At 41.4% G+C, this 19,742-nt stretch carries 13 protein-coding genes and 2 pseudogenes; all 15 read left to right on the forward strand.

All coding sequences use genetic code 11. The features are described from left to right. Positions 1–48 precede the first annotated feature (48 nt). The 15 genes and pseudogenes from H7T93_RS03880 (at position 49) to ilvD (ending at position 19,707) form a co-directional block, all read left to right on the forward strand. Entirely contained in the window at positions 49–930 is an 882-nt protein-coding gene (locus tag H7T93_RS03880) for a class II fructose-bisphosphate aldolase (protein WP_002885816.1), read from the forward strand. A gap of 402 nt (positions 931–1,332) precedes the next feature. Then, complete coding sequence (locus tag H7T93_RS03885; RefSeq protein ID WP_201041625.1) at positions 1,333–1,689, forward strand: hypothetical protein; 357 nt, start codon at positions 1,333–1,335, stop codon at positions 1,687–1,689. 32 nt (positions 1,690–1,721) lie between these two features. Next, complete coding sequence (locus H7T93_RS03890; RefSeq protein WP_080978435.1) at positions 1,722–2,060, forward strand: hypothetical protein; 339 nt, start codon at positions 1,722–1,724, stop codon at positions 2,058–2,060. A 15-nt stretch (positions 2,061–2,075) separates the two neighbouring features. Beyond that, positions 2,076–2,636 carry a TIGR01440 family protein gene (locus tag H7T93_RS03895; protein WP_048790852.1) on the forward strand — a complete coding sequence of 187 codons (561 nt, stop codon included), beginning with the start codon at positions 2,076–2,078 and terminating at the stop codon, positions 2,634–2,636. 83 nt (positions 2,637–2,719) lie between these two features. Beyond that, positions 2,720–4,270, forward strand: a pseudogene (locus H7T93_RS03900) (glucose PTS transporter subunit IIA); the annotation flags it as partial. A 71-nt stretch (positions 4,271–4,341) separates the two neighbouring features. Next, the gene (gene treC, locus H7T93_RS03905) at positions 4,342–5,967 is read left to right on the forward strand and encodes an alpha,alpha-phosphotrehalase (RefSeq protein ID WP_175057824.1); all 1,626 of its coding nucleotides are present in this window, start codon (positions 4,342–4,344) and stop codon (positions 5,965–5,967) included. Between the two features lie 81 nt (positions 5,968–6,048). After that, positions 6,049–7,944, forward strand: a complete 1,896-nt coding sequence (locus H7T93_RS03910; protein WP_201041626.1) for a M13 family metallopeptidase — start codon at positions 6,049–6,051, stop codon at positions 7,942–7,944. Positions 7,945–8,059: 115 nt separating this feature from the next. Beyond that, positions 8,060–10,672: pseudogene (adhE, locus tag H7T93_RS03915) on the forward strand (bifunctional acetaldehyde-CoA/alcohol dehydrogenase); the annotation flags it as partial. A gap of 160 nt (positions 10,673–10,832) precedes the next feature. Continuing rightward, positions 10,833–11,678, forward strand: a complete 846-nt coding sequence (locus H7T93_RS03920; protein WP_110980819.1) for a hypothetical protein — start codon at positions 10,833–10,835, stop codon at positions 11,676–11,678. Between the two features lie 25 nt (positions 11,679–11,703). Further along, positions 11,704–12,681, forward strand: a complete 978-nt coding sequence (locus tag H7T93_RS03925; RefSeq protein ID WP_110980820.1) for a hypothetical protein — start codon at positions 11,704–11,706, stop codon at positions 12,679–12,681. Between the two features lie 159 nt (positions 12,682–12,840). Then, entirely contained in the window at positions 12,841–14,325 is a 1,485-nt protein-coding gene (gene thrC, locus H7T93_RS03930; protein ID WP_201041627.1) for a threonine synthase, read from the forward strand. Positions 14,326–14,385: 60 nt separating this feature from the next. Continuing rightward, positions 14,386–15,672: an MATE family efflux transporter gene (locus H7T93_RS03935; protein ID WP_175057820.1), complete on the forward strand. Its 1,287-nt coding sequence runs from the start codon at positions 14,386–14,388 to the stop codon at positions 15,670–15,672. Between the two features lie 111 nt (positions 15,673–15,783). Further along, entirely contained in the window at positions 15,784–16,149 is a 366-nt protein-coding gene (locus H7T93_RS03940; RefSeq protein ID WP_002885694.1) for an Asp23/Gls24 family envelope stress response protein, read from the forward strand. Continuing rightward, positions 16,149–17,816, forward strand: coding sequence for a DAK2 domain-containing protein (locus H7T93_RS03945; RefSeq protein WP_014635125.1), 1,668 nt, complete (start codon positions 16,149–16,151; stop codon positions 17,814–17,816). Before H7T93_RS03940 ends, H7T93_RS03945 begins: the two co-directional genes overlap by 1 nt. Before the next feature lie 169 nt (positions 17,817–17,985). Then, positions 17,986–19,707, forward strand: a complete 1,722-nt coding sequence (gene ilvD, locus H7T93_RS03950) for a dihydroxy-acid dehydratase (RefSeq protein ID WP_048790860.1) — start codon at positions 17,986–17,988, stop codon at positions 19,705–19,707. The last annotated feature ends 35 nt before the right edge of the window (positions 19,708–19,742 follow it).

Consider the following 19,742-nt stretch of genomic DNA (forward strand, 5'->3'; position numbering starts at 1 on the left):
AAACTTGTAAACGGGTTCAAACCCAAAAAAATATAGGAGGCCTTTATAATGGCAATCGTTTCAGCAGAAAAATTTGTCCAAGCAGCTCGTGATAATGGTTACGCAGTTGGTGGATTTAACACAAACAACCTTGAGTGGACTCAAGCTATCTTGCGTGCAGCAGAAGCTAAACAAGCTCCAGTACTTATCCAAACTTCTATGGGTGCAGCTAAGTACATGGGTGGTTACAAATTGTGTAAAGTCCTTATCGAAGAATTGGTTGAATCAATGGGTATCACTGTACCAGTTGCTATTCACCTTGACCACGGTCACTACAATGACGCTTTGGAATGTATCCGTGTAGGTTACACTTCAGTTATGTTTGACGGTTCACACCTTCCAGTTGAAGAAAACCTTGAAAAAGCAGCTAAAGTTGTTGAATTTGCACACGCTAACGGTGTATCAGTTGAAGCTGAAGTTGGTACAATCGGTGGTGAAGAAGATGGTATCATCGGTGATGGTGAATTGGCACCAATCGAAGATGCTAAAGCTATGGTTGCAACTGGTATCGACTTCCTTGCAGCAGGTATCGGTAACATCCACGGTCCTTACCCAGAAAACTGGAGCGGACTTCACCTTGACCACTTGCAAAAATTGACAGAAGCTGTTCCTAACTTCCCAATCGTATTGCACGGTGGATCAGGTATTCCTGACGATCAAATCCAAGAAGCTATCAAACTTGGTGTTGCTAAAGTTAACGTTAACACTGAATGTCAAATCGCATTTGCTAACGCAACACGTAAATTTGTTGCTGAATACGAAGCAAATGAAGCAGAATACGACAAGAAGAAACTCTTCGACCCACGTAAATTCTTGAAACCAGGTTTCGAAGCTATCACAGAAGCTGTTGAAGAACGTATCGACGTATTCGGTTCAGCAAACAAAGCTTAATTGAAAAAAAGAACAAGGTCTTTTCTGGATCTTGTTTTTTTGTACCCAATAAATAGTTAGTGTCTGCGAATCAATCTGTGATTGGGAGCAAACAAAGCTTAATTAGACTATATAAGCTTGAAAATAAAGGGTTTGTCCAATGTGGACAAGCCTTTTTCTTATGTTTTGCCACAGATTTGCCCCCGATTTCTAAATTTCAGTTCGTTTTGATTATAGAAGTAGCGCAAACAAAGCTTAATTAGCTTATTAAGACAAGGTCCTTTCTGGGTCTTGTTTTTTTGTACCCAAATAAATAGTTAGTATCTGCCAAGTAATCTGTGATTGAGGGTAAACAATTTTAAAGAGTGGATATGGCTTTGGTTGATAGATTCTATTTCCTAACTTTTTAAGATATGCTATAATATGAATATGTTTGATAATTATATTGTACCTGTATTTTTTGGTGGTGGAGCTCTTGCTCTACTAGGTTTAGTGTTATTTGGTTGGGCCTTGCCTTCATTTTTGAAGGGTAAGTGGTCTTATTTGATTTCTTTGCTAGGTTTAGGTTTGGTTGCTTTTGCCTATTTTGATTCGGCGATTGTTATCACTTATAAAATCTGGCTTGGATTGCTAGGTGTTATCATGATTGGTTGGGGACTTCCTTTTAACAATCGTAAGGGACGCCGTGCGATGACTATTTTTTGGGCTGTCATGGCAATCGTTGTAGGTATTGCTGCTATTGCATTCACTATTGCTTATGGTGTTATTAACCGCCACTAACATGAAACTGTAAAACATGCTATAATAATGGCATGTTTTATTTTATGACCCTATCATTTATTATCATGCCTGCCTTGGGCTGCTTCTTAATAGGCTTGGCTTTTGCTAAACCAGATCGTTGGGACTATTCTTGGATCTTATCCTTAATAGGTTTGGCGGCCTTTATTTCTTCTTTTTGGCATATAACACGTGTAGATTTATGGTTTATGCTAAGTTATAGTGTTGGTCCTTTTTTGATGGGATTTGGTTTCTCCTGGGACCTAAGTAAGAAACGTCGTAGGCAGTTATTATTATTAGGGGCATTTTTCCTTGTCTTTTTTGTGATTCTGTACTATCTTATTGTGCGAATCCTGAATACAGCTGTTGTCTAAAGGAGGGCTGTTGTGATGTTGCTAGATTTAGAAGAGAAGACACGTGTGCTTGTAGAAGATATTGTTGAACGTTCAGCTATTGGGAGAGGAGCTATCTTTGTCTTGGGCCTGTCTTCCAGTGAGGTTGCTGGTGGGACTATCGGCAAAGCCTCTAGCCGCGAAATTGGTCAACGAATTGTGAAAACTATTCTTGAGGTTTTGGAACCTAAAGGGATTTATTTGGCTGTTCAGGGCTGTGAACATTTGAATCGTGCTTTGGTTGTCGAGCGTGAGCTTGCCATGGCTAAAGATTTGGAAATTGTTAATGTTCTTCCTACCTTGCACGCTGGGGGAAGTGGTCAGCTGGCTGCTTTCGACTATATGAAGGATCCTGTTGAGGTGGAGGAAATTGTCGCTCAGGCTGGTATTGATATTGGGGATACCTCTATTGGTATGCATGTGAAGAGGATCCAAGTTCCTCTTCGTCCGATTATTCCAGAATTAGGCGGTGCCCATGTGACTGCTTTGGCGAGTCGTCCTAAGTTAATTGGTGGCGCTCGTGCGGAGTATCTAGCAGATCCTATTCGTAAAAACTAAAAAGTATCGGACATTCTTGTCCGATACTTTTTCTGTTAGCTGAGCCCTTTCTTTCAATGACGACGCTTGGCATAATCGACAAACTAGGTGGTAAAACAATTGTTGAAGTCTCAAAATTCTGGGAAGGTGTTAACGAAATTGTTTCGGTTATCAGTGGTGCTATCTTTGGTTTCTTGCCTGTAGGTATTACTTGGTCTGTTTCTCGTAAAATGGGAACTAGCCAAATTCTTGGAATTGTTTTGGGGATCTGTCTGGTGTCACCACAATTGCTTAACGCTTATTCAGTAGCATCGACACCAGCGTCTGAAATTGCTAAGAATTGGGTTTGGGATTTTGGATTCTTTACTGTTAATCGTATAGGTTATCAAGCGCAAGTTATTCCAGCCCTTCTTGCTGGTTTATCACTTTCTTATCTTGAAATTTTCTGGCGTAAACATGTACCAGAAGTAGTATCAATGATTTTTGTACCGTTCTTGTCATTGATTCCAGCCCTTATTTTGGCTCATACTGTTTTAGGTCCTATTGGTTGGACTATTGGCCAAGCCCTCTCAACAGTGGTTCTTGCTGGTTTGACAGGTCCTGTAAAATGGCTTTTCGGTGCTGTTTTTGGTGCACTTTATGCGCCGTTCGTTATTACTGGTCTTCACCACATGACCAATGCTATCGATACTCAGTTAATTGCAGATGCTGGTGGAACAGCTCTTTGGCCTATGATTGCTCTATCAAATATTGCTCAAGGTTCAGCTGTTTTTGCTTACTATATTATGCATCGTCATGATGAACGTGAGGCTCAAATTTCACTTCCAGCTACTATTTCAGCTTATCTTGGTGTTACAGAACCAGCCCTCTTCGGGGTTAACGTCAAATATATTTACCCATTTGTTGCGGGTATGATTGGTTCATCTATCGCAGGTCTTCTATCAGTAACCTTTAACGTTACAGCGGCCTCTATCGGTATTGGTGGTTTGCCTGGTATCCTATCAATTCAACCTAAATATATGATTCCATTTGCAGCAATCATGCTTGTTGCTATCATTGTACCTATGGTCCTAACTTTCTTCTTCCGCAAGGCGGGTCTCTTTACTAAGACAGAAGATGATACAGAACTTAAGGAAGAATTTGCAGCTCAAGAAGAGGCTGAATTTGCATCACATACTGCGACTCCAACTGTTCTTGCTGAATCAGCAGAGGTTGTTAGCCCACTTGCTGGTCAAGTTAAACCACTTAGCCAAGCCACAGACCCAGTTTTCTCATCAGGTGTCATGGGACAGGGGGTAGTCATCGAACCAAGTCAAGGCGAATTGGTTTCACCAGTAAATGGTACAGTGACAGTATTCTTCCCAACTAAGCACGCCGTAGGCATCGTTTCTGAAGAAGGTGTTGAAATGCTAATGCACATTGGTATGGATACCGTTAGCCTTGACGGAAAAGGTTTTGTGGCTCATGTTGAACAAGGTGATAAAGTTGTTGTTGGTCAACAATTGATTAGTTTTGATATGGATGTTATTAAAAAGGCTGGTTTGGTCACTGAGACTCTAGTTATCATTACAAATCAAGATGATTTCCAAGCAGATGTTGAAGGGGATCTTCCACGTGATATCAAACGTGGTGATGCTCTCATGATTGCTCATTGAACAAAATAAGCTGAGGGGGGGAGACGTTACGGTTCCATCTCTTCATATAAAGAACAAAAGAGGAAAATTACATGGCATTAGATAAAACAAAGGTTATATACCAAATTTATCCAAAATCATATAAGGACACTACAGGAAATGGAATCGGTGATTTCAGAGGCATCATTGAAAAAATTCCTTATCTATCAGAGTTAGGCGTGGATATGGTTTGGCTCAATCCTTTCTATCCGAGCCCACAACGTGACAATGGTTACGATATTTCAGACTATACAGCCGTTAACCCTGTCTTTGGAGACATGACTGATTTTGAAGAAATGGTCCGTGTCGGAAAAGAGCACAAGATTGATTTCATGCTAGATATGGTGCTCAACCATTGCTCAACGGAGCATGAGTGGTTCCAAAAAGCTTTGGCTGGAGACCAGTATTATCAAGATTTCTTCTTTATTCAGGACCAACCAACCGATTGGTTGTCTAAATTTGGTGGTTCTGCCTGGGCTCCTTTTGGAGATACAGGGAAATACTATCTTCACCTCTTTGATGAAACACAGGCGGACCTTAATTGGCGCAATCCCAATGTCCGTAAGGAGTTGTTCAAGGTGGTCAACTTCTGGCGGGACAAGGGAGTCAAAGGCTTCCGTTTCGATGTGATCAATTTGATTGGGAAAGATGAAGTCTTGGTAGATTGCCCTGAAAATGAAGGGAAACCAGCTTATACGGATAAACCAATTGTCCATGACTATCTTCGTATGATGAATGAAGCGACCTTTGGTTCTGATGGTAGCTTTATGACAGTTGGAGAGATGTCATCGACAACAATTGACAACTGTGTTCTTTATTCAGCACCGGAGCGTCACGAGTTGTCTATGGCCTTTAACTTCCATCATCTTAAAGTAGATTATGAAGATGGACAAAAATGGACTATTACTCCCTTTGATTTTGAAGAGCTCAAACGTCTCTATCATACCTGGGGTAAGGAAATGAGTGAACGAGGTGGTTGGAGTGCCCTTTTCTGGAATAACCATGACCAACCTCGTGCCTTGAATCGCTTTGTGGATATTAAGAACTTCCGTAATGAAGGAGCGACCATGCTAGCAGCTAGCATTCACCTATCACGTGGAACACCTTATATCTACATGGGCGAAGAAATCGGGATGATTGATCCAGATTATGATTCTATGGCAGATTACGTGGATGTCGAGTCCATCAATGCCTACCAAATGCTCTTGGACCAAGGCGAGTCTCCTGAGCAGGCCTTCAAGATCATTCAAGCCAAATCACGTGATAATTCTCGTACGCCAATGCAATGGGATGCTTCTGAGAATGCAGGTTTTTCAACAGGCACTCCATGGTTGAAAGTCGGTAAATCTTATAAAGACATCAACGTTGAAAATGAAATCGATGGACCAATCTTTAAATTCTATAAAGAATTGATTCGCTTGCGCAAAGAAATGCCTATCATTTCAGAAGGAAGCTATCAGCCAGCATTTGAGGATAATCAACAAGTCTACGCCTTTGAACGCTACTTAGACGATCAAAAACTCTTGGTACTCAATAATTTCTACGGAAGTGAAGTTGAAGTGGCGATTCCAGCAGAATACCAAGCAGGGCGCGTGCTCTTGTCAAACTATGATGATGCAGAGCTTGCTGAAAAGGTAAGTCTTAAACCTTATCAAACCCTAGCAATCTTAGTAAAATAAGCCAAACTTTCCTCAGTAAATGCTTTTGCTGGGGAATTTTGTTATAATGAAAGCACTTTTAATGTTGATGGAGGAAGTGTAATGACACGCTTACAAGATGATTTTTATGAATACGTCAATGGGAAATGGGCTGAGACAGCAGTCATTCCAGATGATAAACCTTCGACTGGTGGCTTTATGGACTTGGATCGAGATATCGAAAACTTGATGTTGGATATCACTGGGAAATGGCAACGAGGAGAAGAGTTGCCTGAAGACAGCATTCTGCAAAACTTTGTCAAATACCATAAGATGGTGGCAGATTTTGATGCTCGGGAAGCAGCTGGTGTAGCACCAGCCATGCCCTTGATCAATGAAATCAAGGCCTTGTCTTCTTTTGAAGACTATACCAGCAAGCTGGGCACCTATGAACTAGCTGGTAAACCAAATCTCATGCCATTTAACGTGTCACCAGACTATATGAATGCCCAAATGAATGTCTTGTGGGGAGAAGCACCGGCTCATATTTTGCCAGATACGACCTACTATGAAGAAGGCAATGAAAAAGGCCCAGAATTACTGGCTATCTGGCGCCAAATGATGGAAAAACTCTTACCAAAATTTGATTTTTCAGAGGAAGAAATCAAGGATATCCTAGATAAAGTCATTGCGTCAGATGCAGAATTGGCCAAATATATCTTGTCAAATGAAGAAAGATCCGAGTACAACAAACTCTACCATCCTTATGAGTGGGATGATTTCAAGGCCTTGGTTCCAGAATTGCCTCTCGATACCTTCTTTACAGAAGTGATCGGACAAACACCAGATAAAATCATCGTGCCAGAAGAGCGTTTCTGGAAGGAATTCGCACCAACATTCTACTCAGCAGCCAACTGGGAAACGATTCATGCAAGATTGAAACTCGGTGCAGCCGTAGATTGGACTTTATTCTTGACCGAAGAAATCCGTGTCTTGGCTGGTGAATATAGTCGTACGATTGCAGGTATTCCAGAACCTCGTCCAAAAGAAAAGGCGGCCTTGTCATTAGCAGAAGTACCATATAGCCAAGCGCTTGGACTCTGGTATGCGGGTGAAAAATTCTCACCAGAAGCGAAAGCAGACGTAGAGCATAAAGTAGCGACCATGATTGAGGTCTACAAGGATCGTCTGGAAAAAGCAGACTGGCTCGCTTCTGAAACTCGCGAAAAAGCTATTGTCAAGCTCAATGTCATCACACCGCATATCGGCTACCCTGAAAAATTACCAGAAACATACGCCAAGAAGATCATCGACGAGAGCAAGACCTTGGTGGAAAATGCTCAAGCCCTCTACGAAATTTCAATTGCTCATAGCTGGAGTAAGTGGAACCAACCAGTTGATCGGAGCGAGTGGCACATGCCAGCAAATATGGTCAATGCCTACTATGATCCGCAACAAAACCAAATCGTCTTCCCAGCAGCGATTTTGCAAGCACCTTTCTATGACCTTCATCAATCGTCATCAGCCAACTACGGCGGAATCGGTGCGGTCATTGCCCATGAAATCTCCCACGCCTTTGACACCAATGGTGCTTCCTTTGACGAGCACGGTAGCTTGAAAGACTGGTGGAAGCCAGAAGATTACGAAGCCTTTACCGCTCGGACTCAAAAGGTCATCGATCAGTTTGAAGGGCAAGACTCTTACGGTGCCAAGATTAACGGGAAATTGACCGTTTCTGAAAACGTGGCAGACCTAGGAGGCATCGCTGCAGCCCTTGAAGCCGCCAAGAAAGAAGCAGACTTCTCAGCAGAAGAATTCTTCACCAACTTTGCTCGCATCTGGCGCATGAAAGCTCGGACAGAATATATGCAACTTCTTGCAAGTGTTGATGTCCACGCACCAGGAAAACTCCGTACCAATGTCCAATTGCCAAACTTTGACGAATTCTTTGAAACCTTTGATGTCAAAGAAGGAGACGGCATGTGGCGTGCCCCAGAAGATCGCGTGATTATTTGGTAATAATGATGAAATCTGTCCAAAAATGGACGGATTTCTTTATTTTTATCGTTGTAAGGGTTTACATAGCGACTAGAAAACGCTATAATATACTTGTGTTAAAGCTTGTGAAGTTTTTAACAAGTATTCAAAGGAGTTTCATATGACTAAACAAACTAAAGATGTTCAAACAGTAATAGATGAATTGGCAACAAAAGGGGTTGAAGCCCTTGATGCTATGGCTAACTTTACGCAGGAGCAAGTGGACCATATTGTTCACCAAGCTGCGATTGCTGCTCTAGATAAACACATGTATTTGGCTAAATTGGCCGTTGATGAAACAGGGCGCGGTATTTACGAAGATAAAGCCATCAAGAACATGTATGCTTCTGAATACATTTGGAATAGTATTAAATATGACAAAACTGTAGGCGTTATTGCTGAAGATAAAGAACAAGGTTTGGTTTCTATCGCTGAGCCGGTTGGTGTTATCTGTGGGGTTACACCAACAACTAACCCAACTTCAACAACCATTTTCAAAGCCCTCATTGCTCTTAAGACACGTAACTCTATCATCTTTGCCTTCCACCCATCAGCTCAGAAATCATCTGCAGAGGCTGCTCGTATTGTTCGTGATGCAGCTATTGAAGCAGGTGCACCTAAGGACTGCATCCAGTGGATTGAAGAGCCATCTATCGAAGCAACTGGTCTTTTGATGAACCATCCTAAGATTGCCACAGTACTTGCGACTGGTGGACCTGGAATGGTTAAGGCTGCTTATTCAACTGGTAAACCAGCGCTTGGTGTAGGAGCCGGAAACGTCCCATCTTATATCGCTGCTGATGCTAAAGTTAAACGTGCGGTCAACGATATCATCGTTTCAAAAACTTTTGATAATGGTATGATTTGTGCATCTGAACAAGCAGCTATCGTTGATGCAGCTATTTATGACGAAGTTAAGGCTGAATTTGAAGCACATCAATGTGTCATCATTTCTAAAAAAGCTGACATTGCTAAATTGGAAAAAGTCGTTCTTAATGAAGCGCGTACAGCTGTAAATGGTGCCATTGTAGGTCACTCAGCTATTGAAATTGCTGAAAAAGCTGGCCTTAAAGTTCCTGCAGGTACAAAAATGCTTTTGGCAGAAATTCCAGATGCAACAATGGAACACCCACTTGCCTTGGAAAAATTGTCTCCAGTACTTGCTCTTATCAAATCTGATGGTGTTGAAGATGGATTCAAAAAAGCAGAAGGCATGCTCAATTTGGGTGGTCTTGGACACACTGCTGTTATCCACACTGAAAATGAAGAGCTCCAACTCCAATATGGTATCCGCATGAAAGCCTGCCGTGTCTTGGTTAATAGCCCATCAGCTGAAGGTGGTATCGGTAATATCTACAATAACATGATTCCATCATTGACTCTTGGTTGTGGTTCACACGGTCATAACTCAGTGTCACACAATGTTAGCTCATTTGATCTCTTGAATGTCAAAACATTGTCAAAGCGTCGCAATAACATGCAATGGTTTCGCGTCCCACCAAAAATCTTCTTCGAAAAAGATTCAATAACTTACTTGCGTCACATTGAAGCTGAGCGCGTGATGTTGGTTTGTGACCCTGGTATGGTTCAGTTTGGTTATGCAGACTTGGTTAAACGCCAATTGGAACTTAACCGCCACAGACCGGCAGTAGATGTTTTCTCAGATGTTGAGCCAAACCCATCTACTAATACCGTTTATAAAGGTCTGGAACGCTTTGTAGATTTCCAACCAGATGTAATCATCGCTCTTGGTGGTGGTTCTGCAATGGACGCTGCTAAGGCTATGTGGATGTTCTTTGAACACCCAGATGTAAGCTTCTTCGGTGCTAAACAAAAATTCTTGGATATCCGTAAACGTACTTACAAGATTCCTTACGCTCAGAAGACACAATTCATCTGTATCCCAACAACTTCAGGGACAGGTTCAGAAGTAACGTCATTTGCGGTTATCACTGATAGTGAAACTCATATCAAGTACCCATTGGCAGATTATGCTTTGACTCCGGACATTGCTATCGTTGACCCTGCTTTGGTTATGAGTGTACCTGCCAGCGTTACAGCAGATACAGGTATGGACGTTTTGACTCACGCCATTGAATCTTATGTATCAGTCATGGCTAGTGACTATACACGTGGGCTTTCACTCCAAGCAATTAAACTTGTTTTTGAAAATCTTGAACATTCTTACCGCTTTGGTGATGAAGAATCACGTGAAAAAATGCATAATGCGTCAACAATGGCTGGTATGGCCTTCGCCAATGCCTTCCTTGGTATCAACCACTCACTAGCTCATAAGGTTGGTCCTATGTTTGACATTCCACACGGACGTACTAATGCGATTTTGATGCCTCACGTTATCCGTTACAACGGTCGTGATCCTCAAAAACACGCTATGTTCCCTAAATATGACTACTTCCGTGCAGACAAAGATTACGCAGATATCGCTCGTTTTATGGGATGGGGTACTGACAAGCAATCAGATGCTGAATTAGTTGAAGTTTTGGCACAAAAAGTATACGAATTGGGTATTGCCGTTGGTATTGCCATGAACTGGAAGGGGCAAGGTGTTACTAAGAAACTTCTTCAAGACACTGCCTATACTTTGGCCGAACATGCTTATGAAGACCAATGTACAACAGCTAATCCGAAAGAACCACTTATTTCAGAATTGAAAGAAATCATCGAAATTGCCTTTGATTATAAAGGATAAGCGATAGACTAAAGTAGCTCTATAAGGGCTACTTTTTTTGCTAGAAACCTTCTATATTAGAGTGTTTATCCAAATTAAAAATAAAGGACTTTCCCGAATAAGATAGAAAAACGCTTTAAGAATTGTTATAATAACCTTACAGCGAGATAAGGAGATTCCTATGACAAAAGAAGAAGGGCTTAGTTTGGGTGAAACAGCACATCCTCTCAAGTCTCGTGAATTGAGGCCACCAGTGGCTTCTGCAGCAGGAAATAGAGCGACTAATAAGTTTAAAGAGTTTAATGCTGATAGGATGGTGAGTGTTCAATTCAATCCTAGTCAACAAGTAAAAGAATCAAAGGAGCCAGTAACCTCAAAGAATATTGTGGGGATGGTATCAGGTGTGATTGCAGCGATACTCACCATACTTTTGATTGTTTGTCTCGTGATGGGATACCGTTATCGAGCCGCAAGCATTGAGGGCGATTGGACAAGCCCAACCTTTAGTGAGAAAATGTTAGCCACTCTGAAAGATACTGCTAATACTAAGAATAAAGTTAGTAATGCTTTACCACAAGGTCAAGATCTTATCACCGATATCAATACAGCAATGAGTATTACTGACAATAAGGCTCACTTAAAAGTGAGCTTTGTTTACAATCGTAAAGGTCTTTATCAGGCTTACCAGAGTAGAGTTACTGAATTGAAAGGTCAGTACGGCGAGGAGTTCTCGGAGGTTTTTGATAGTTATTCATTGTCAGAAAAAGACTACTATAAACAGTTTGATGAGACAGTGAAGAAAGAACTTCCAAAGAGTTATACCTACGATGCCAAAACCGGTCGTGTCACAACAACTGCTTTTACGGGTGATATTAACCGTTGGGAGCAAACAATCACTGTGGATAAGGCTGGAGATTCAGATGCTTTTAAAAAAGGTGATGTATTAGATTATACGACTAACAATGGAGGCTTTACTATTAAGGCACACAGTGAATTTGGTGACATTAGCTTTACAAAAAATAAATAAAAAAGGAAATTAAAGGGGAATATAAATGACAAGAGCAGAATGGTTGGACTATTTTGAAACGGTAAACGGACGCAAGCCGAGTGTTCAGGAAATGGCGGATGCTTTGAAAGCTGGGGAGTTTGTTAATGAAGCACCGGCTAAAACTGAAGATGCAGCTACTACTGAACCTATTAAGGTTGAGGCAGAAATCGTCGAGACAAGTACTAGTCCTCTACCAACTGAAACGGCACCAGTAGTAACAGCAACTGCACCTTCTACGGTTCCTTTTCCAGAAGGACAAGCAGCTATGGCAAATTTGGCTCCTAAAAAACCAATGGATCCCAAAAAGAAAAAACGCATCCTAGTCTCAGTTTTGTCAGCAGTAGTCCTTGTCTTCTTATGTATCGGTGGCTTTATGACTTACCGTTATGTGACAGGTAATATTGATGGCAAATGGTACAGTAGTTCTCTAGGTAGAGAGTATAGCTCAAGCATGTCTGAAAGTTTGACAGACTTGGATAGTAAGGAGCTTGAAAAGTACTTTAAAGATACTGCTGTAACCATGAAAGTAAAGGGTAGCAATGCCAAGGTGACTGCTAGCTATACTTTTGATAAGAAAACCTATATCAAGGACTATCGTGAGAGGGTTCAGAAGTCCTTCTCAGCCTTTGGAGATTTATTTAAAGCCTTCTATGGAGATTCCTTTGAAAACTATTATAGTGAGGAAACCATAGAAAAAGAACTTGATGAAGCTCTTGAAAAAGCTGCGAAAGATAATGGTCAAAAGTATGATTCGAAGACAGGCGAAACAACAACAACCCTTTTCAAAGGGAAGGTTAGTCGCTTGGGGCATAAGATGACTGTTACTTCTGTCAACAAAGATGTTGATATCGATGGTCTCAATGTGAAAAAAGGTCAAGAGCTAAAAGTGACTAAAAAAGACAAGAAAGTAACGCTTAGTGGTGATGGTAAATCAAAAGATATTACTTTCTCAACTAAGAATGACACCAAAGATAAATTTTAAAATGACATCCGGAATCGCTATTCCGGATTTTTTCATGTCTTTGAGGGAAGAGAATAAGGTGATATCCGAATGATTTTCTCATAAGTCACAATACGTGTAGAAATATTCTGACAATTATGCTACAATAGAGCCACAGACTATCTAAAAAGAGGATTTACCATGACACTTGTATACCAATCAACACGTGACGAAAATAATAAAGTAACTGCTAGTCAAGCTATTCTTCAAGGTTTGGCAACAGATGGTGGCTTGTTCACACCATTGTCAACACCTGAGGTTGCTTTGGACTTTGATCAATTGAAAGACGCTTCTTACCAAGAAGTTGCTAAATTGGTCTTGTCAGCTTTCTTGGATGATTTTACGGAAGAGGAATTAGATTACTGTATCACAAATGCTTATGACGACAAGTTTGATACAGCTGCTATTGCACCAGTAGTTAAACTTAAGAACCACTACAACCTTGAACTTTTCCATGGTTCTACTATCGCTTTCAAAGATATGGCCCTTTCAATCTTGCCTTACTTGCTAACAACATCAGCTAAAAAGCAAGGTGTTGATAATAAGATTGTTATCTTGACAGCGACATCAGGTGATACTGGTAAGGCTGCTATGGCTGGTTTTGCAGATGTTCCTGGAACTGAAATTATTGTCTTTTATCCAAGAGACGGTGTTTCAAAAATCCAAGAATTGCAAATGACCACTCAAACAGGAGCTAACACTCACGTTATTGCCATTGATGGTAACTTTGATGATGCCCAAACCGATGTGAAACGTATGTTTAATGATGTTGACTTGCGTGAGAAATTGTTGGCTCATCATACGCAATTCTCATCAGCTAACTCAATGAACGTCGGTCGTTTGGTACCACAAGTGGTTTACTATGTATATGCCTATGCGCAGTTGGTTAAGGCAGGTCATATCCAAAACGGAGATAAGGTTAACTTCACAGTACCAACAGGAAACTTTGGTAATATCTTAGCGGCTTATTATGCACGTCAGATTGGTGTTCCTGTTGGCAAATTAATCTGTGCTTCTAATGAAAATAACGTCCTCACAGACTTCTTCGCAACGGGTACTTATGACAAGAAACGTGACTTCAAGGTAACGACAAGTCCTTCTATGGATATCTTGGTATCTTCTAACTTGGAACGTTTGATTTTCCACCTTCTTGGTAATGATGCTGCTAAGACTAAAGAGCTCATGGATGCACTTGTGACTAAGGGCGAGTATACTTTGGCTGGTGCAGATAAAGATATTCTTGATTTGTTTGCAGCAGGTTTTGCAACTGAGGATGAAACAGCTGCTGAAATTAAACGTGTCTATGATGAAAACAAGTATATCGAAGATCCTCATACAGCGGTTGCCTCAGCTGTTTACGAGGCATATGTTCAAAAGACAGATGACCACACCCCTACAGTTATCGCTTCAACAGCTAGCCCATATAAATTCCCACGTGTTGCTATTTCAGCTGTCACTGGTAAAGACAGTGGGGATGATTTCAAAGCAGTAGAAGATTTGCACCAACTTTCAGGTGTAGCTATCCCAGCTGCTGTAGATGGACTTGAACATGCGGAAGTTCGCCATAAAACAGTTGTTGCGGCAGCTGATATGCAAAAAGCAGTTGAAAGCTATCTTGGTGTATAAGAATAAAAAAATAGGAGCTGAGAAATCAGCCCTATTTTTATCAATATAGAAGAGAATATTATGACAGAAACAAAGAAAATTCTAAACATAGCCTTGCCTGCTATGGCCGAAAACCTTCTACAAATGTTGATGGGGGTTGTCGATTCTTACCTAGTGGCTCAGGTTGGTATTGTCGCCATATCAGGGGTTTCCGTAGCCAATAATATAATCACGATTTACCAAGCTATCTTCATTGCTCTAGGAGCCTCAAGTGCCAGTGTCATTGCTAGAAGTCTTGGGAAGGGAGATGTTAAAGCGACTAACCGAGACACCTGGGATGCTATTATTATTACCCTTGCTCTTAGTCTCATTCTTGGTTTACTTTCCATTTTTGGTGGTGGAGCTATTCTTAATCTTTTAGGTACTGAGCAATCTGTAACTCAGGCTGGTAGTCTCTACCTTGCTCTTGTCGGTGGAGGAGTGGTCTTCCTAGCCTTAATGACTACTTTTGGTAACATCCTACGGGCCAAGGGACGGCCTCGTATTTCCATGGTCGTCAGTCTTTTGACTAATGTCCTTAATGCTATTTTATCTTCTTTAGCTATCTTTGTGGGACATTGGGGGATTATTGGGGTCGCAACGGCTACGGTTTTTTCTCGTCTGGTTGGGACAGTGATACTGTGGCAAGCGATGAAATTGGATGTGAAGCAGCTTGAAGTTACCAAACCTTTCAACAGGGAGTTGTTGGGGATTGCTCTGCCAGCAGCAGGTGAACGACTGATGATGCGTGCTGGAGATGTGGTCATTGTGGCTATTATTGTTACCTTTGGTACAGCCGTTGTCGGTGGTAACGCCATCGGTGAAAACCTTACTCAGTTTAACTATATGCCTGGTATGGGAGTCGCAACGGCTACGGTTATCTTGGTTGCCAATAGTTTGGGTCGAGGGGATAAGGCTCAGATGAAGCGTATTGTACGAGAGTCTTATTGGATTTCAACCTTCTTGATGGTTCTGGTTTCAGGGGGTATCTTGCTTTTTGGACAAGGATTATCAGGTCTCTTTACAGATAATAAAGCAGCTATTGCGGCTAGTCAGGTAGTTATTCTTTATTCTTTCCTTGGGAATCCTGTGACTTCGGCGACTCTAGTCTACACTGCAGTTTGGCAAGGTCTGGGTAAGGCTAAGATGCCTTTCTATGCGACAACTATTGGGATGTGGATTATCCGAATGTTCTCAGGATATTTCCTTGGGGTGAGTCTGGGAATGGGTCTTGCGGGTGTTTGGATTGCAACCGTTGTTGATAATGTATGGCGTGCGGTCTTCCTCTATGTGATGTACCGTCGTTATCTCATAAAGAGAAAGTTTTAATGATAAATATTGAGGAGATACTCTTATTCAAAGGGTATCTTCTTCTTATTTTTTACAAGTAAGCTCGAATATGGTAAAATAAGCTGATAAAAACTTTTTGAGGTAGTAATTATGACTGTAAAAATCAATACAAAAGATGGTCAAATCGAATTGTCAGATGATGTCATCGCAACAGTAGTTGGCGGTTCAGCAACAGAAATTTTTGGCGTTGTCGGTATGGCAAGTAAGAGTGCTATCCGAGATAATTTTCAAGCACTTCTTGGAAAGGAAAACTACGCAAAAGGAGTTGTCGTGAAATCTACTGATGCAGGTATCACTGTTGATGTCTACACTGTTATGAGTTACGGTGTTAAGATTAGTGAGGTTTCAAAAAATATTCAAGAACGTGTGAAATTTAATCTTGAGAATCAACTCGGTATCAAGGCTGAAACAGTAAATGTTTACGTTCAAAATATTAAAGTCGTAGGAGAAAACTAGTGTCTAAAATTACAACAAGCTTGCTTCAGGAGATGGTCCAAGCGGCAGCAACACGTCTAGGTAAGCAAGCAGAATATGTGAATTCACTCAATGTCTTCCCAGTACCAGATGGAGATACTGGAACAAACATGGGAATGACTATGGATAACGGAGCCAAAGCTGTCGCAGATCAATCAGCTTCAACAGTTGGTGAAGTTGGTCAGATTTTATCTAAAGGTCTTTTGATGGGTGCCCGTGGTAACTCAGGTGTTATCACGTCACAATTGTTCCGTGGATTTGGTCAAAGTATCAAGGATAAAACGGAACTTGATGGTCAAGATTTAGCCCATGCCTTCCAAGCAGGGGTTGAAGTTGCTTATAAAGCAGTTATGAAACCTGTCGAAGGAACAATCCTTACAGTATCACGTGGTGCAGCTTCAGCAGCGATTAAGAAAGCTGAATCTACAAATGATGCTGTTGAGGTTATGCGTGCAGCTCTCGATGGAGCTAAGGCTGCCTTGGCTAAGACACCAGAGATGCTTCCAGTTTTGAAAGAAGTTGGTGTGGTAGACTCAGGTGGTCAAGGTTTGGTCTTCATTTATGAAGGTTTCTTGTCAGCCCTCACAGGTGAGTATATCGCTTCAGAGGACTTCCAAGCGACACCTGCTACGATGACAGAGATGATCAATGCAGAACACCATAAGTCAGTTGCTGGTCATGTTGCAACAGAAGACATTACCTTCGGTTACTGTACGGAAATCATGATTGGTCTCAAACAAGGTCCGACTTATGTGAAAGACTTTGACTATGAAGAGTTCCAAAATTACTTGAGTAACCTTGGGGATTCTCTCCTTGTGGTTAACGACGATGAAATTGTAAAAGTTCACGTCCATACAGAGGATCCAGGTCTTGTCATGCAAGAAGGTCTTAAATATGGGGCTCTTGTCAAAGTTAAGGTTGACAACATGCGTAACCAACACGATGCACAAGTTCAAAAAGAAGAAGCTATCCAAGCTGCACCTTCTGCTCCTAAAGACTTTGCCCTTATTGCAGTTGTTGCCGGAGATGGACTTGCAGATATCTTCAAATCACAAGGTGTTGACTATGTGATTTCAGGTGGTCAAACAATGAACCCATCAACAGAAGATATTGTTAAGGCTATTGAACAGGTCAATGCTAAGAATGTAATCATCTTGCCAAACAATAAAAACATCTTTATGGCAGCGCAATCAGCTGCTGAAGTAGTAGATGTCAATGCGGCTGTTGTTGAAACACGTACAGTTCCACAAGGATTTACAAGTTTGCTCGCTTTTGATCCTAGCCAAAGTATCGAAGCTAATGTTGAAGCTATGACAGCTAGTCTTTCAGATGTAACAAGTGGTAGCGTGACATTGGCGGTACGTGATACAACTATTGATGGTCTTGAGATTCATGAAAATGATATCCTTGGTATGGTGGATGGTAAGATTCTTGTGTCTACACCAGATATGGACCAAGCCCTTCTTGACACCTTTGACAAGATGATTGACGAAGACAGTGAAATTGTTATGATTTACGTCGGCGAAGAAGGTAATCAAGAACAAGCTCAAGCACTTGCGGAAAAATTGGAAGAGGCTCACGAAGATATTGAAGTTGAAATCTTCCAAGGAGACCAACCAGTTTATCCATACCTCTTTAGTGTTGAATAATATTGAAATAATCATTTAGGAAGTCTTAGGGCTTCCTTTTTGTTTTGTCAGTTTTGATACGGTTGGGACATCTTTTCGGAATTACAGAAATATTCTGAAAATTCCTTGACATTACTTTCCAAAGTGGTAACATATGTTGTAAGAAATTTTATAGATTGAAGGTAACATCATGAGAAGTGATATGATCAAAGTTGGTGTTGATAAGGCACCAGCACGCGGACTTTTGTATGCGACTGGGCAAGTTAAATCTGCCAAGGATATGCAAAAGCCCTTCATTGCTATTTGTAACTCTTATATTGATATTGTTCCAGGGCATGTTCACTTGCGTGAATTAGCAGATATTGCCAAGGAAGCTATCCGCGAGGCTGGCGGTATTCCTTTTGAGTTTAATACCATTGGTGTGGACGATGGGATTGCCATGGGGCATATTGGGATGCGTTACAGTCTTCCATCTCGTGAATTGATTGCCGATTCTGCAGAAACAGTTATTAATGCCCACTGGTTTGACGGGGTTTTCTATATTCCTAACTGTGATAAGATTACGCCAGGGATGATTTTGGCAGCCATGCGTACTAATGTGCCAGCAGTATTTTGTTCTGGTGGACCTATGAAGGGTGGCGTTGACATGACTGGTCATCAAGCGACGCTATCAAGTTTGTTTGAAGCTGTAGGTACTTATCAGGCTGGAGATATGAGCAAGGAAGAGCTCGATTATTTGGAGAAAAATGCTTGTCCAACTTGTGGTTCATGCTCAGGAATGTTTACCGCTAACTCAATGAACTGTTTGATGGAAGTTTTGGGTCTTGCCCTTCCAGGTAACGGTACTGTTCTAGCCGTTTCAGATGAACGTCGTGAATTGGTTCGTCAAGCAGCCACAAAATTGATGGATAACATCAAAAACAATGTTCGCCCACGTGATATTGTGACCAAAGAAGCTATCGATGATGCTTTTGCTCTAGATATGGCCATGGGTGGTTCAACCAATACTGTTCTCCATACCCTTGCTATTGCGCGTGAGGCTGGTATTGACTATGACCTTAAGGACATTAACGAAATTGCCAAGAAGACACCTTATCTCTCTAAAATTGCTCCTTCAAGTGTTTACACCATGCATGATGTGCATGAAGCTGGTGGTGTTCCAGCCATTATCAATCAGTTGATCAAAAAAGGAGCCATCAAGGGTGATCGTATCACAGTTACTGGTAAAACCTTGAAAGAAAATGTAGCTGGTGCTGAAATCAAAAATGAAGAAATTATCCATCCAATCGAACATCCGATTTCACCTGTAGGTGGTTTGTCGATCCTTTACGGAAATATCGCTCAAGATGGGGCTGTTATCAAGGTCGGTGGTGTAGATCCATCTGTTAAAACTTTCCGCGGTAAAGCTATTTGTTGTGATTCACAAGATCAAGCCCTTGAGTTGATTGACAATGGAACAGTTAAGAAGGGCCATGTCGTTGTCATTCGTTACGAAGGTCCTCAGGGTGGACCTGGTATGCCAGAAATGTTGGCACCAACTTCTAAGATTGTCGGACGCGGTCTTGGTAAGGATGTGGCTCTGATTACGGATGGTCGTTTCTCAGGAGCTACTCGTGGGATTGCTATTGGTCACGTTTCTCCAGAAGCAGCAGAAGGTGGTAATATCGCCCTAATAGAAGATGGCGATGAAATTGTGATTGATCTTCCAAATCGTACCCTTGATCTACTTGTCGATGAAGCAACCCTTGAAGAACGTCGCAAACATTTGAAACCTTTCAAATCAAAAATTTCAAGTGGTTGGTTGCGTCGCTATACAGCCTTTGCCAAATCAGCCAATGTCGGCGGAACTTTGATGAGTGACGAAGAATTCGAAGAACGTAAAGCAGAACGTCAAGCACAAGAAAAAAACTAAGAACATTCTTTCCGAAGAGTTTGTGATATTTTTCT

Origin of the sequence: Streptococcus sp. 9.1, from assembly GCF_016648815.1 — a bacterium.
In the GTDB taxonomy this organism is placed as follows: Bacteria; Bacillota; Bacilli; order Lactobacillales; family Streptococcaceae; genus Streptococcus; species Streptococcus salivarius_E.

What these genes read in the sequence shown, in the direction of transcription:
- H7T93_RS03885 (WP_201041625.1), top strand. Translation starts at nt 1,333, where the DNA reads ATGAATATGTTTGATAATTATATTGTACCTGTATTTTTTGGTGGTGGA.
- H7T93_RS03910 (WP_201041626.1), top strand. Translation starts at nt 6,049, where the DNA reads ATGACACGCTTACAAGATGATTTTTATGAATACGTCAATGGGAAATGG.
- thrC (WP_201041627.1), top strand. Translation starts at nt 12,841, where the DNA reads ATGACACTTGTATACCAATCAACACGTGACGAAAATAATAAAGTAACT.
- H7T93_RS03935 (WP_175057820.1), top strand. Translation starts at nt 14,386, where the DNA reads ATGACAGAAACAAAGAAAATTCTAAACATAGCCTTGCCTGCTATGGCC.
- H7T93_RS03920 (WP_110980819.1), top strand. Translation starts at nt 10,833, where the DNA reads ATGACAAAAGAAGAAGGGCTTAGTTTGGGTGAAACAGCACATCCTCTC.
- H7T93_RS03940 (WP_002885694.1), top strand. Translation starts at nt 15,784, where the DNA reads ATGACTGTAAAAATCAATACAAAAGATGGTCAAATCGAATTGTCAGAT.
- treC (WP_175057824.1), top strand. Translation starts at nt 4,342, where the DNA reads ATGGCATTAGATAAAACAAAGGTTATATACCAAATTTATCCAAAATCA.
- ilvD (WP_048790860.1), top strand. Translation starts at nt 17,986, where the DNA reads ATGAGAAGTGATATGATCAAAGTTGGTGTTGATAAGGCACCAGCACGC.
- H7T93_RS03890 (WP_080978435.1), top strand. Translation starts at nt 1,722, where the DNA reads ATGTTTTATTTTATGACCCTATCATTTATTATCATGCCTGCCTTGGGC.
- H7T93_RS03925 (WP_110980820.1), top strand. Translation starts at nt 11,704, where the DNA reads ATGACAAGAGCAGAATGGTTGGACTATTTTGAAACGGTAAACGGACGC.
- H7T93_RS03880 (WP_002885816.1), top strand. Translation starts at nt 49, where the DNA reads ATGGCAATCGTTTCAGCAGAAAAATTTGTCCAAGCAGCTCGTGATAAT.
- H7T93_RS03895 (WP_048790852.1), top strand. Translation starts at nt 2,076, where the DNA reads ATGTTGCTAGATTTAGAAGAGAAGACACGTGTGCTTGTAGAAGATATT.